The sequence below is a fragment of the Janthinobacterium sp. GW822-FHT07A03 genome (assembly GCF_058798815.1).
Genome location: NZ_JBXAKW010000005.1, coordinates 98,498 through 111,176 on the forward strand (window position 1 = coordinate 98,498; position 12,679 = coordinate 111,176).

Consider the following 12,679-nt stretch of genomic DNA (forward strand, 5'->3'; position numbering starts at 1 on the left):
AGCAACAACATGGTCGGCACGAAAAAAAACCTGCAGGCCCGTAGGCGCTGCAGGTTTTTTCTTAAGCAAACATTTTTACTGCGCGGCCGTCTCGCCAAACTTGCCTTCGCGGAAATCCTGTACGGCCTGGAACACTTCCGCCTGGGTATTCATGACAAACGGGCCATACTGCGCGATGGGCTCGTTCAAGGGCTGGCCGGCGACGAGGATCACGCGGCCGCCAGCGGGCGCCTCGATGCGCACGCCGTCGCTGCCTGGCGTATTGGCGAAGATGGCCATGCGCAGGGCGGGCACGGCCTTGCCATCGACCTGCACTTCGCCGCGGAACGTGTACAGGAAGGCGTTATGGCCTGGCGGCAAGGGCTGCTCGAAGCTGCTGCCGGCTGGCAAGTCGATATCGAGGTACAGCGGTTCCGTCAGCTCGCGCTGCACGGCGCCCGTCACGCCATGGCTGGTCCCGGCGATCACTTGCACTGCCACGCCCGCGTCCGTCGTGTAGCGGGGGATTTCGCTGCTGGTGAAATCGCGGTACCACGGCGTGCGCATCTTGTCGCGCGCGGGCAGGTTCAGCCACAGCTGAAAACCTTCCATCACGCCTTCTTCCTGCTCCGGCATTTCCGAATGGATCACGCCGCTGCCGGCCGTCATCCATTGCACGCCGCCCGACGTCAGCAAGCCTTCGTGGCCCGCGCTGTCCTTGTGGCGCATGCGCCCCGTGATCATGTATGACACCGTCTCGAAACCACGGTGCGGATGCTCGGGGAAGCCGGCGATATAGTCGTTCGGCTGGTCGCTGGCGAAATTGTCGAGCATCAAGAACGGGTCGAGGCGGCGCTGCAGCTGCTGCGTCAGTACGCGGTTGATCTTCACGCCGGCGCCATCCATGACGGCCTGGCCGGCGATTACGCGCTCGACGGCGCGCGGTGCGTTGATGGTAGTGATGTCGCTCATTGTGCTCTCCAGTCGGGAGGAACGGCGCTCGTGCGCCGTCCCGGTTTGATGCCCATCAATCTTTGTACTTATACCAGGATCGCGTTGATCTCGGCATCGGCTTGCGCCTGTGCCTTGGCCACGGCTTCCGGACCCATGCCCATGCCTTCCGAATACACGTATTGCACGTCGGTCATGCCCAGGAAGCCGAACATGGTGTTCAGGTAAGGCACCTGGCTATCGTTGGCGCTGTCGCGGTGCAAGCCGCCGCGGGACAGGCCCACGTAGACTTTCTTGCCGGTCAGCAGGCCCACGGGACCGTTTTCCGTGTATTTGAAGGTGACGTTGGCGCGGGCGATCGCGTCGAACCAGCTTTTCAGTTGCACGGTGATGCCGAAGTTGTACATCGGCGCGCCGATGACGATGACATCGGCTGCTTGCACTTGCGCAATCAGCGCGTCGTCCAGGGCGATGCGGGCCGCTTGCTCCGGCGTACGCTTGTCGGCCGGCGTGAACAGCGCTTGCAGGGTCGGCTCGTCGAGTACGGGGTGCGGTGCAGCGGCCAGGTCGCGGTGCGCCAGGGTGGCGCCGGGGTTGGCGGCTTGCACGCGGGCAACGATGGCGTCAGCCAGGCGGGTCGAGGCGGAGCCGGTGCTGCGGGCGCTGGAATTGATTTGCAGGATGTTCATCTTGTTTCTCCGTGTGAGGTATCTTGCGATGGATGAACTATAGCAATTCCAAAAACCATCCGGAAGCCGTTAAAATGGATAACATTAATCCACCAATGGAACAATCAAGACGATGGATATCGATCCCGGAGATTTATTGCTGTTCGCCCGCGTCGTCGAATGCGGCAGTTTTTCGCGCGCCGCCGTGCGCGTGGACTTGCCCAAGTCGACCCTGTCGCGGCGCATCTCGCAGCTGGAAGCGCGGCTGGGCGAACGGCTGCTGCTGCGCACCACGCGCAAGCTGGCGCTGACGGAATTTGGCGCCAGCCTGCTCGAGCATGCGCGCAAGGTGGTCGAGGAAACGGAGGCGGCCGGCGCGCTGGCCCAGCACCGCCAGGCGGGACCCAGCGGCTTGCTGCGCATTTCCATGCCGGCCGACTTCGGCGACGCGCTGATGCGCCAGGTGCTGGCCGAATTCGTGCGCCGCTACCCGGCCATTTCGCTGGAACTGGACTTGTCGGCGCGCCGCGTGGATTTATTGGAAGAGAATTTCGATCTGGCTATCCGCATGGGCAACTTGCCCGACGACGCCAGCCTGGCGGCGCGCCGCGTAGCTTTCAGTACGCTGGCGCTGTATGCCTCGCCGCAATACACGAGCGTGCACGGCTTGCCCGAGCATCCCGACGATCTGTATGGCCATGATCTGCTCAGCTTGCCACGGGCCGTGCATGGCCTCGTGCACTGGACTTTGATCCGCGGCAAGACGACGTGGGAGCGCGACTTGCCCGTGCGCCTGCTGGCGAACTCGCCGGAATTGCTGGTGCGCATGGCTTGCACGGGCGTGGGCATCGCTGCCAGCACGGACCGCTTCGCCAAGGCCTATGTGGCGACGGGGGAACTGGTGCGCGTGCTGCCGGAGTGGAGTTTTCCGCTGGTCACGGGCTGGGCCGTATTTCCCGGCCGGCGCCTGATGCCGGCCAAGACGCGGGCTTTCCTGGACTTGATGGAAGAGATGTATCAGACAGATTCGCCTGTCTAAGCAGGCGCCTGTCATTTACCTGGGCACGTTGCCCATGACTTCGCCCAGCTGCACGGGGCCGGCGGGTTGCCAGTTGGCATTGAATTGCACGGTGTCTTTCGGGAACAGCATCACGACGGTGGAACCGAGCAGGAAGCGGCCCAGCTCTTCGCCCTGTTTCAGCACGACATTGTCGTTGGCATAGCTCCAGTCGCGGATCTCGCCCGTGCGGGGCGGGTTGACGACGCCGTGCCAGACGGTGGCCATGCTGCCGACGATGGTGGCGCCCACCAGGGTCATGACGAAGGGGCCGTTGGCCGTGTCGAACACGCAGACGACGCGCTCGTTGCGGGCGAACAGGCCGGGGATGCCGCGTGCCGTCGTCGGATTGACGGAGAACAATTCACCGGGCACATAAATCATGCGCGTCAGGCGGCCGTCGCACGGCATGTGGATGCGGTGGTAGTCGCGCGGGCTCAGGTACAGATTGGCGAAGCTGCCATGTTCGAACCGGGCCGCCAGCGCCGCGTCGCCGCCCACCAGGGCCGTGGTGCTGAAGTTGTGGCCCTTGGCCTGGAAGATCTGGTCCTTGTCGATCGTGCCGAACTGGCTGATGCGGCCATCGACGGGGCAGACGTAGTCGGCCTTGGCCAGCGGGCGGGCGTCGGGGCGCAGCGCGCGCGTGAAAAAGTCGTTGAAGCTCGTGTAGTGCGTGATGTCCGGGTCCAGCGCCTCATCCATGTTGACGTTGTAGCGGCCGACGAACCAGCGGATCAGGCGGGTTGTCATGGCGCCGCCCTTGGCACCGGCGATGCGGCCGGCGAAGTTGGTCAACGCTCCCTTGGGCAGCAGATATTGAGGCAAAACGGCAAGACGGTCAGACACGATGGGAAGCCTTTGACGGGATGATGGGAATCGGCGAAAAACGCATTATAGCGGCGATATGGCGCGCAATGATACGGGCCGCACGAGACGGTGTTTTCTTGCCGTCCGGGCCGAATTTAATTTGCCATAGGAATTATTTTCAGGAAACTGTGCCATAAGAGCAAAATTGTCGCAAAATACGGCTGCCTGTTTTTTAGCTTTTAGCCATTTTTATTCAGCCAACTTTTTTCAGCCAGCTCATGATGCCACGCCGTTGCCTCCGCCTCACCGTTGTTTGTTCAGCTGTCCTGTTTGCCTGGAATGCCCAGGCCCAGCAATCCGAAACGCCCGCCGTCGATAAACCCGCCACCGCGCCGCTGAAGGCCGACAAAGCCGCCGCGCCTGCCATGCAAACGGTCGAAGTCAAGGGCAGCGGCTATGATCCGCGCCGCGACGATACGGCCAGCAAGATGATCGTCAGCAGCGAGGAAATCCTCAAGTATGGCGACACGAACGTCACCGACGTGCTCAAGCGCTTGCCCGGCATTACCGTGTCCGGCGCGGCCGGCCGCTCGGGCGGCGAAATTCGCATGCGCGGCCTGGGCAGCGGCTACACGCAGATATTGCTCAACGGCGAGCGGGCGCCGGCCGGCTTTTCGCTCGACACCCTGTCGCCCGACGTGATCGAGCGCATCGAGATTTTGCACGCGGCCAGCGCCGAGTACAGCACCCAGTCGATCGCCGGCACCATCAACGTGGTGCTGAAAAAGGCCGTGAAGACGGCGCAGCGCGAACTCAAGCTGGGCGTGCAGGGCAGCGACGTGAGCTTTTCGCCCAGCGTGAACCTGCAATTGTCCGACCGCGACGGCAATTTCTCGTATTCGCTGGCCGGCTCGCTGTTCCGCTACGATTATCACTACGACAATCCCGGACTGGAACTGGGCTACGCGCCTGACGGCCGGCAAAACTTGCTGCGCCGCACGAATGGCACGGGCGATGGCCGTCCGGAAGGCATCAATCTGTCGCCGCGCCTGAACTGGGTACTGGCCAACGGCGACAACGTGACGGCGCAATTCTTTTTCAACGGCGGGCGCTCGAACCACCGCAATTTCAGCCGCGCGGAAACGGAGCAGGGCGTGCGCCCCGATTACGACACGAATACGGGCAGTTCCAGCAACCACAATGCCTTCGGCCGCAGCGACCTGACGTGGATGCACAAGCTGGCCGGCGGCGCCAAGCTGGAACTGAAGATCGGCGCCTCGGCCGCCCGCAATACGTCCGACAGCCTGCAGCAGGGCTTTATCGACGGCAGCGGCCTGGCGCTCGAGCGCAAGGTAGGCGTGAAGGCGACGGAAAACGGCGTCAGTTCCACCGGCAAGTATTCCTCGCCCTTGCTGCCCGGCCATGCCCTGTCGATGGGCTGGGATGGCGCCTACACGGAGCGCGAGGAAACGCGCCGCCAGCGCGAAGCGGCCTTGGGCGTGCGCCCGCCCGTCAACAGCGACGAGGGTTTCGACGCCACCATCAAGCGCCTGGCCCTGTACGTGCAGGATGAATGGGAGATCACGCCGCGCTGGTCCATGTATGCGGGCGTGCGCTGGGAAGGCATCGATACGCGCAGCGCGGGCGTTACCTACGACGAAGTGAACCAGCGCACCAGCGTGTGGAGTCCGCTGCTGCAAACGTTGTGGAAGTTGCCCGATACCAAGGGCGACCAGGTGCGCCTGGCCCTGACGCGCACCTACAAGGCGCAGCCCACGTCGAGCCTGATTCCGCGCCGCAATACCTCGACGAATAACAGCCAGACGGACCCTGACCGCGAAGGCAATCCGTATCTGAAACCGGAGCTGGCGCTGGGCATCGATGCTTCGTACGAGCACTACTGGGCCGAAGGCGCCTTGCTCAGCGCGCGCGCCTCGGCCCGCCGCATCGATGGTTATACGCGCCAGGGTTTGTTGTTTATCAATGATCGCTGGGTATCGACGCCCGTCAACGATGGCCGCGCGAATACGCAGACACTGGAACTGGAAGCGAAGTTCCCGCTGCGCGCCGTGATGGCCGCGCCCGTGCCGGCCATCGACCTGCGCGCCAGCGTCAGCCGCAACTGGTCACAGGTGGAGCAGGTGCCGGGGCCGGACAACCGGCTCGACCAGCAAACGCCCGTCAGCGGCAACGTTGGCCTCGATTACAAGACGCCGGATGGCGTGCTGACTACGGGCGGCAGCTTCAACTTCCGCAATGGCGGCCCCGTGCGCATCACCGAGCGCCAGAGCGCCTATACGTCGCCGCGGCGCGACCTCGACATTTATGCGCTGTGGAAATTCGATGCGAAGAACCAGTTGCGCCTGGCCGTGTCTAACCTGCTGGCGCAGGACTTCGAAAGCGACACCATCTATACGGATGCCAGCGGCACGATCGTGCGCAACAGCATTTCGCCGAGTTCGCCGCAGGCGCGTGCGACCCTGGAAATGAAGTTTTGACGCGTTTGTTTGAACGGTGAAACCCCGGCCGGCATCCCCGCTGGCCTATAATCTCGGCAATTGCGCGCGCGGCCAGCCCGTGCGCGCCGCCTTTTCATTTGCCAAGATTGCTTTCCCCATGACGTTTTCCTCCCTCGGCCTGATCGATCCCCTGGTCCGCAAACTCGATGAGCTCGGCTATGCCAAGCCCACGCCCGTGCAGGCGCAAGCGATTCCCGCCGTATTGGCCGGGCGCGACCTGATGGCCGCCGCCCAGACGGGCACGGGCAAGACGGCCGGCTTTGCCGTGCCCTTGCTGCAGCGCCTGACCCTGGAAGGCGTGGTGGCGCCGCAATGCGTGCGCGTGCTGGTGCTGGTGCCCACGCGCGAGCTGGCCGAGCAAGTCTATGCCAGCTTCCGCAGCTATGGCGGCAACTTGCCGCTGCGCAGCTTTGTCGCCTATGGCGGCGTGCCCATCGAGCCGCAGATCAGCAAGCTGCGCAAGGGCCTGGACGTGCTGGTGGCCACGCCGGGCCGTTTGCTGGACTTGCAGACGCAGGGCGCCGTCAAGTTCGAGCAGGTGCAGACCCTGGTGCTGGACGAGGCGGACCGCATGCTGGACCTGGGTTTCGAGCGCGAACTCGATATATTGCTGATGACGATGCCCAAGCAGCGCCAGACCCTGCTGTTTTCGGCCACGTTCTCGGACGCCATCCGCGCCATGGCGAAAACCATGCTGAAAGACCCCATTTCGGTGGAAGTCAGCGCGCGCAACAGCACGGTGAAAGCCGTGAAGCAGTCGGTGATCGTGTGCGACAAGAAACGCAAGCCGGAACTGTTTTTGCACTTGCTGAAGAAAAAGCGCTGGGGCCAGGTATTGGTCTTCGTCAAGACGCGCAAGGGTGTCGAGCTGCTGGTGAACACCTTGCTGGAGCAGGGCGTGCGCGCCGATTCCATCCACGGCGACAAGACCCAGCCGAACCGCTTGCGCGCGCTGGCCCGTTTCAAATCTGCCGAGGTGCAGGTGCTGGTGGCCACCGACGTGGCCGCCCGCGGCCTGGATATCGATCAATTGCCCGTCGTCGTCAATTTCGACTTGCCCACCGTGGCGGAAGATTATATCCACCGCATCGGCCGCACGGGCCGCGCGGGCGCGTCGGGCGAAGCGATCTCGCTCGTTTGCGCCGACGAGGTTGAGCTGCTGTCGGCCGTGGAAGCGCTGACGCGGCAAACGTTGAAACGCAACGAGGAGCCCGGTTTCGAGGCGGAACACCGCGTGCCGGGCACGTCCGCCGGCGGCACGATCCAGAAAAAGCCCGTCAAGGTGCTGGCACCGAAGGCGGCGGAGCGGGCCAAGAAAAGGCGCTTCTACAAATAACCGGCGCAGTTGGCCAGGCAGGGCAAGGCGCGCAGCACGGATATCGCATTCGTGCCATCATGCGCCATGACCTCGATACCTTTGTTCCCGCTCAATACGGTGCTGTATCCCGATGGCTATCTGCCTCTGCAGATCTTCGAGGTGCGCTACCTGGACATGATACGTCAGTGCATCATGGGCGAGCAGCCGTTCGGCGTGGTGCAGCTGCTGGACGGCGCGGAAGTGCGCAAGCCGGGCCAGCTGGAAACCCTGGCGCCCGTGGGCACCCTGGCGCGCATCATCGACTGGGCCGCGCCCCTGTCGGGCTTGCTGCAAATCAAATGCATGGGCATGCAGCGCTTTCATATCGTCTCCAGCGAACAGCTGAAGCACGGCTTGTGGATGGGACGAGTTGAAACTTTGCCGCCCGATAAAACCATCCCCATTCCCCAAGAGCAGCAAAACGTGGCCGACGCGCTGGGCGCCCTGATCCGCACCTTGCAGGAACAAAAGATTCCGCCCGATCAAATGCCCCTGCAGCCGCCGTACCGCCTCGACGAGTGCGGCTGGGTGGCGAACCGCTGGTGCGAGCTGCTGTCCCTGAGTGCCATGCAAAAGCAATTGCTGCTGAGCCAGGACAATCCCGTGCTGCGCCTGGAACTGGTACAGGATATGCTCACGGAAAACGGCTTGCTGGAAGAGTAGACACGTCAGGCCGCATGTTTTCTCATGCTTCCGTTGTGCAATTGCAATTACTATTGAGAAATACTTTACGCTTTGCCTCCGCTGGCATAAGATAATGCCCCTGGGCAAGATTGCCCTGGGCAACATTCAAGAGCAGACGACATGGCAAAAGTAAGCGCGGAACAGATCAATGCGGCAATGGAAGCGATGGCGGGCGAAGGCCAGGCCATCACGGTGCGCGCCTTGCGCGAACGGCTGGGCAACGGTGCCTGCCTGGGGACCATCAGCAAGCTCTTGCAGCGCCGCAAGGCGGGTGCGCAGCGCCAGATCGCTGCCGCCGCCGAACTGTCGCCCGTGCTGCAGCAAGCCATCCTCGATTATGTAGGACAGGAATTAAGCGCCAGCCACAGCGCGCATGAAGCCGAGATGAACGACAATCAACAGGAATTGATGGACCTGGCCAGCGAAAACGAGCGCCAGCAAGAGTTGCTCGACCTGCAGGCGGGCGAACTGGAAACCTTGCGCGAGGAACTCGAACGCGAGCGGCAAGTGGCGAACCAGGCCCGCACGGACCTGGCCAAGGCGCAACTGCGCCTGGAAGGCTTGCCGCGCCTGGAAGAGGCGGCCGAGCAGGCGCGCATGGACCTGGCCAAGGCGCAGTTCAAGCTCGAAGGCATCCCCCGCCTGGAAGAGGCTGCCGAAGCGGCGCGCGCCGAACTGATCCAGGCCCAGCTGAAGCTGGAAAGCCTGACGCGCGTGGAAACGGAACTGGCGGCCGCCCGCCTGGAGCTGGAAGCGGAACGCGAAGAGCTGGGCGAAACGCGCGCCGAGCTGGACGAGGAGCGTACCTTGCGCATCAAGGCACAGCAGTTTATCGTCGATCCGATCTTCAAAACCCCTGTCTGAGGACGCCTAGCCTAAGCTGCTGCGCGTCGGTATAGGTAGCCTGCGATGTTCACCGCACTTCAGTGCGGTTGCGCTTCTCGGCCACCTCTCCCTTCCGCTCGCGACGCTTTTGCCAGGCGTCGATGCGTCGTGGGGTGGGGCGGGTTTGACGCGACGTACTGGGTTAGACGGCGCACGGAATCGTGATGCAAGGCGCAGCAGAATCCATGCTGGACTTGGGTGTAAGGGCCTGGCATGGAAACGCTGATCGTCATCGGTGCTTCCGCGGGCGGCGTGACTGCGCTGTCCGCCATCTTCGCCGCCTTGCCGGCGAGTTTCCCTGCGGCCATCCTGGCCGTCATGCACATGGGGGCGCGCAAGAGCGTGCTGCCCGACATTCTCGATAAAAACTCCGCCTTGCCCGTGCGCTTTGCCGAAACGGGCGAAGCCGTGCGCGCCGGGCGCATCCTGCTGGCGCCGCCGGACCGGCATATGCTCGTTGCCAACCCGGCTGGCCGGGCGACGGTCGAGCTGAACCGGGGCCCCAGGGAGCATTACACGCGTCCCGCCATCGACCCGCTGTTTCGCAGCGCGGCCGCCGCTTGCGGGCCGAAAGTGGTGGGCGTGATCCTCAGCGGCTATCTCGACGATGGCACGGCTGGCTTGCGGGCGATCAAGGCCCGGGGCGGCAAGGCGCTGGTGCAGGAGCCACGGGAGGCGCAAGCGCCATCGATGCCGCACAGCGCGCTGGCCCATGTGGACGTGGACTGGTGCCTGCCCGTCGCCGGCATGGCCCCCGTGCTGCTGGCGCTGGCTGGCACCGGCCAGGCCGCATTCGCTTAAAATAGCGCACGCCTGGCCCCTGCCGCGCAAGACATCGATAGCAAAGAAGGTTTATGTCAGTAGAGAAAAATTCACCTGCCCCAGGGCAATTGCCGCCATTCACGACGCCGCGCGCGCTGCCGCCCCGGCCGCCAGCAGAATTCAGTTCGCCCGAAGCGGCCCTGGCGCGCAAGCAGGCGCGCGAAGACAAGGATGCGCAGGTGCGCGGCGTCACGTCCATCGACGCCATGCGCGAGGCCATCAAGCAGGCGGCACGCGGCTTGCCCGCCATCACCGAAGTGCCACGCCTGGCCATGCTGGACGCGGCCGCCTTCCGCGCGCGCGCCGCGCTGGGCTTGCCTTTCCTGATGCGCGGGCTGGTGCAGCGCTGGCCCTTGTCCAAGCTGGATCCCGACGTCTTGCGCGAGCAGTTCAGCCACGTGCCCGTGCGCGCGCGGGTGGGCGACTACATCAATACGGCGTTCGCGGCCGACCGTGCCATGCAGGACATGTCGATGGGGCAATACCTGGACCTGGTGGCAGAGGGCGAGTACGCGTTGCCGCCATACCTGGGCAACCTGGAATTGCGCGAGCTGAACCGCCTGTGCCACTGGCCCACGTATTTCGACAAGATGGGCCCGCCCCGTTTCTGGGTGGGGCCGGCCGGCACGGTGACGCCCCTGCATTGCGATTACGACGACAATATCTTCGCACAGGTGTGGGGCCGCAAGCGCATCTTCCTGTCGCCGCCGCACCACGACGCCTTCCTGTATCCCAGCGAAGCGAACGCCATCCTGTTCGGCTCGCCCTTCGACCCGGAAGCGCCCGATTTCCAGCGTTTCCCCCTGGCAAGCCAGGCGACCATGATCGAATGCCTCGTCGAACCGGGCGACATGCTGTACGTGCCCGCCGGCTGGTATCACCAGGTGCGCGCGCTGACGTTTTCGCTGTCGTCGAACCGCTGGGCCAGGGCCATGCCGCTGGCCTTGCATGGAGATACGGCGCTGCGGCCTCAAGGGGCCTAGCGCAGGCTGCAGCCCACCAGCAGCAGCATCGGCCGTTCGCGCTCTTCCGCCAGGGCCGGCTGCTGCGCGATCTGCTCGTCAGTGGGGCCCCATTCTTCCACATGTTCCAGCTGGAAACCGGCGCGCAGCAGCGCATTGATGGTCGTGCCCAGGGTGCGGTGCTGCTTGATGACGCCGGGCGCCAGCCAGTCCGACACGCGCGGGCCTTGCTGCTGGTAGCTGTCGACGGGCCAGCGCTTGCGGCCTTGCGCATCCGTCAGCCAGCCTGGCTGGCGCGGCGCCATGAAGATCGGGTGCTCGATGGAAAACACCAGCTTGCCACCGGGCTTCAAGCCGTGGCGGATGGCGGCCAGCAAGGTGGCGAAATCCTCGATGTAGTGGAAGGCCAGCGAACTGTAAATCAGATCGTAGCCGGCTGGCGGCAAGGCCAGTTGTTCCAGATCAAGCCGGGCATGGCTGACGGCCGCGTGCGTCCCCATGGCATTCGCCTGCGCCAGCATCTTTTCCGACACGTCCACGCCCAGCACCCGCGCCGCGCCCTGTTCTGCCGCCCAGCGGCAGAACCAGCCATAGCCGCAGCCCAGGTCGAGTACCTGCCTGCCTTGCACGTCCGGCAGCATGGCACGCAGGGCCGGCCATTCGGGTGCGCTGTCGAGGCCGCCAATCGAGCGGGGCAGCTGGCTGTAGCCGCTAAAGAAGGCGTCGTTGTCGTAGATATTCTGTGTCATGGTTCAAGCTCCTTGCGGCCGCTGCGCTTGGCGTGGCCGCTGCGCTGCGCCCGGTAAATGCCCGCGTGGCCGGAAAACAGGTAGGCGACGACGCAGGCGATGGCCGCGTACACGCCAATTTCCGCGCCGAACAGTTCCATCGCCATCAGGGTCGAGGCGATCGGCGTGTTGGCGGCGCCCGCAAACACGGCGACGAAGCCGATGGCGGCCAGCAGAGTGACGGGCTGGTGCAGCACTGGCCCCAGCGCATTGCCCAGGGTCGCGCCGATGAAGAACAGGGGCGTCACTTCGCCGCCCTTGAATCCCGTGCCCAGCGAGACGATGGTCAACGCCATCTTGCCCAGAAAATCGTAAGCCGGCAGCGGCTGCTTGAGGGCGTCGACGATGGTGGGAATGCCCAGGCCGATATATTTGTCGGTGCCCAGCAGCCACACGGCGCCGGCGACGGCGAGGCCGCCTATCAGCGGGCGCAGCGGCGCGTAGGCAATCTTGCGCTTCATCAAGCCGCTCAAGCCGTGCGTGGCGTGCGCAAACAGTTTACCGGTCACGCCGAACAGCACGCCGGCGATCACCATGGTGCACAAGGTCCAGGTTGAAAGGGCGGGGATCAAAGGCACGGCGTAATGCGTGTGATGCACTCCCCACAACAAGCCCACCTGGTCGGCGATGACGGCGGCAGCCAGGCAGGGCAGCATGGCTTCGTAGCGCAGGCGGCCGATGGCCAGCACTTCCAGGCCGAAGATGGCGCCCGCCAGCGGCGTGCCGAAGACGGAGGCAAAGCCGGCGCTGATGCCGGCCATCAGGATGATGCGGCGGTCTTCATTATTCAGGCGAAACATGCGCGTGAGCTGGTCGGCCAGCGCGCCGCCCATCTGCACGGCCGTGCCTTCGCGCCCGACGGAGGCGCCGAACAGATGCGAGATGACGGTGCCGCCCAGCACCAGCGGCGCCATGCGCAGCGGAATGATTTTCTTCGGGTCGTGGATTTCATCGATGAGCAGATTCGCGCCGCCCTCGACACTGCTGCCGTAGCGCAAATACAGCCAGCCGACGGCAAAGCCCGCCACGGGCAGCAGCCAGATCAGCCAGGCGTGCGCCAGGCGCGTCGCGGTTGCCCATTCAAGGGCGTACAGGAAGCCGGCCGAGGCCGTTCCCGCCAGCACGGCCACGACAAAGGCCAGCAGCAGCCATTTCAACAGATGCTTGAATAGATCGGTGAGGGCGCTCAGGCGGTGCATC

The 12,679-nt window shown here is 64.3% G+C and carries 12 protein-coding genes; 7 read left to right on the forward strand and 5 right to left on the reverse strand.

The annotated features are described in order from the left end of the window. Nucleotides 1–75 precede the first annotated feature (75 nt). Both AC1RJW_RS15325 and AC1RJW_RS15330 read right to left on the reverse strand, forming a co-directional pair. Nucleotides 76–951, reverse strand: a complete 876-nt coding sequence (locus AC1RJW_RS15325; RefSeq protein ID WP_493045659.1) for a pirin family protein — start codon at nt 949–951, stop codon at nt 76–78. A 68-nt stretch (nt 952–1,019) separates the two neighbouring features. Then, a complete protein-coding gene (locus AC1RJW_RS15330) occupies nt 1,020–1,619 on the reverse strand; it encodes an FMN-dependent NADH-azoreductase (protein ID WP_493045660.1) in 600 nt (199 codons plus the stop codon). Nucleotides 1,620–1,731: 112 nt separating this feature from the next. Here AC1RJW_RS15330 and AC1RJW_RS15335 point away from each other — a divergent pair, with 112 nt between their 5' ends. Then, a complete protein-coding gene (locus AC1RJW_RS15335) occupies nt 1,732–2,637 on the forward strand; it encodes a LysR family transcriptional regulator (protein WP_493045661.1) in 906 nt (301 codons plus the stop codon). Nucleotides 2,638–2,652: 15 nt separating this feature from the next. Here the strand turns inward: AC1RJW_RS15335 and asd are convergent, their stop codons facing one another. Further along, on the reverse strand, nt 2,653–3,501 hold the full coding sequence (gene asd, locus AC1RJW_RS15340) for an archaetidylserine decarboxylase (protein WP_493045662.1): 849 nt from the start codon (nt 3,499–3,501) through the stop codon (nt 2,653–2,655). A gap of 239 nt (nt 3,502–3,740) precedes the next feature. Between asd and AC1RJW_RS15345 the strand changes: the two genes are divergently transcribed. The 6 genes from AC1RJW_RS15345 (at nt 3,741) to AC1RJW_RS15370 (ending at nt 10,712) form a co-directional block, all read left to right on the forward strand. Continuing rightward, nucleotides 3,741–5,960, forward strand: coding sequence for a TonB-dependent receptor plug domain-containing protein (locus tag AC1RJW_RS15345; protein ID WP_493045663.1), 2,220 nt, complete (start codon nt 3,741–3,743; stop codon nt 5,958–5,960). 118 nt (nt 5,961–6,078) lie between these two features. Then, entirely contained in the window at nt 6,079–7,317 is a 1,239-nt protein-coding gene (locus AC1RJW_RS15350; RefSeq protein ID WP_493045664.1) for a DEAD/DEAH box helicase, read from the forward strand. A 66-nt stretch (nt 7,318–7,383) separates the two neighbouring features. Then, nucleotides 7,384–8,001 carry an LON peptidase substrate-binding domain-containing protein gene (locus AC1RJW_RS15355; RefSeq protein ID WP_493045665.1) on the forward strand — a complete coding sequence of 206 codons (618 nt, stop codon included), beginning with the start codon at nt 7,384–7,386 and terminating at the stop codon, nt 7,999–8,001. A 141-nt stretch (nt 8,002–8,142) separates the two neighbouring features. Beyond that, nucleotides 8,143–8,886, forward strand: a complete 744-nt coding sequence (locus tag AC1RJW_RS15360) for a DNA-binding protein (protein WP_046684938.1) — start codon at nt 8,143–8,145, stop codon at nt 8,884–8,886. Nucleotides 8,887–9,120: 234 nt separating this feature from the next. Continuing rightward, the gene (locus AC1RJW_RS15365) at nt 9,121–9,708 is read left to right on the forward strand and encodes a chemotaxis protein CheB (protein ID WP_493045666.1); all 588 of its coding nucleotides are present in this window, start codon (nt 9,121–9,123) and stop codon (nt 9,706–9,708) included. Nucleotides 9,709–9,761: 53 nt separating this feature from the next. Further along, on the forward strand, nt 9,762–10,712 hold the full coding sequence (locus AC1RJW_RS15370) for a cupin-like domain-containing protein (protein WP_493045667.1): 951 nt from the start codon (nt 9,762–9,764) through the stop codon (nt 10,710–10,712). Here the strand turns inward: AC1RJW_RS15370 and AC1RJW_RS15375 are convergent. After that, nucleotides 10,709–11,440: a class I SAM-dependent methyltransferase gene (locus tag AC1RJW_RS15375; protein ID WP_493045668.1), complete on the reverse strand. Its 732-nt coding sequence runs from the start codon at nt 11,438–11,440 to the stop codon at nt 10,709–10,711. The genes AC1RJW_RS15370 and AC1RJW_RS15375 overlap by 4 nt on opposite strands. After that, nucleotides 11,437–12,678 carry a voltage-gated chloride channel family protein gene (locus AC1RJW_RS15380; RefSeq protein WP_493045669.1) on the reverse strand — a complete coding sequence of 414 codons (1,242 nt, stop codon included), beginning with the start codon at nt 12,676–12,678 and terminating at the stop codon, nt 11,437–11,439. The genes AC1RJW_RS15375 and AC1RJW_RS15380 overlap by 4 nt, the downstream gene beginning before the upstream one ends. Nucleotide 12,679 lies beyond the last annotated feature (1 nt).

Excerpts from the sequence above, each read along its gene's own strand:
- AC1RJW_RS15350 (WP_493045664.1), top strand. The coding sequence starts at position 6,079 with ATGACGTTTTCCTCCCTCGGCCTGATCGATCCCCTGGTCCGCAAACTC.
- AC1RJW_RS15370 (WP_493045667.1), top strand. The coding sequence starts at position 9,762 with ATGTCAGTAGAGAAAAATTCACCTGCCCCAGGGCAATTGCCGCCATTC.
- AC1RJW_RS15330 (WP_493045660.1), bottom strand. The coding sequence starts at position 1,619 with ATGAACATCCTGCAAATCAATTCCAGCGCCCGCAGCACCGGCTCCGCC.
- AC1RJW_RS15355 (WP_493045665.1), top strand. The coding sequence starts at position 7,384 with ATGACCTCGATACCTTTGTTCCCGCTCAATACGGTGCTGTATCCCGAT.
- AC1RJW_RS15360 (WP_046684938.1), top strand. The coding sequence starts at position 8,143 with ATGGCAAAAGTAAGCGCGGAACAGATCAATGCGGCAATGGAAGCGATG.
- AC1RJW_RS15325 (WP_493045659.1), bottom strand. The coding sequence starts at position 951 with ATGAGCGACATCACTACCATCAACGCACCGCGCGCCGTCGAGCGCGTA.
- AC1RJW_RS15365 (WP_493045666.1), top strand. The coding sequence starts at position 9,121 with ATGGAAACGCTGATCGTCATCGGTGCTTCCGCGGGCGGCGTGACTGCG.
- AC1RJW_RS15335 (WP_493045661.1), top strand. The coding sequence starts at position 1,732 with ATGGATATCGATCCCGGAGATTTATTGCTGTTCGCCCGCGTCGTCGAA.
- AC1RJW_RS15345 (WP_493045663.1), top strand. The coding sequence starts at position 3,741 with ATGATGCCACGCCGTTGCCTCCGCCTCACCGTTGTTTGTTCAGCTGTC.
- AC1RJW_RS15380 (WP_493045669.1), bottom strand. The coding sequence starts at position 12,678 with ATGCACCGCCTGAGCGCCCTCACCGATCTATTCAAGCATCTGTTGAAA.
- AC1RJW_RS15375 (WP_493045668.1), bottom strand. The coding sequence starts at position 11,440 with ATGACACAGAATATCTACGACAACGACGCCTTCTTTAGCGGCTACAGC.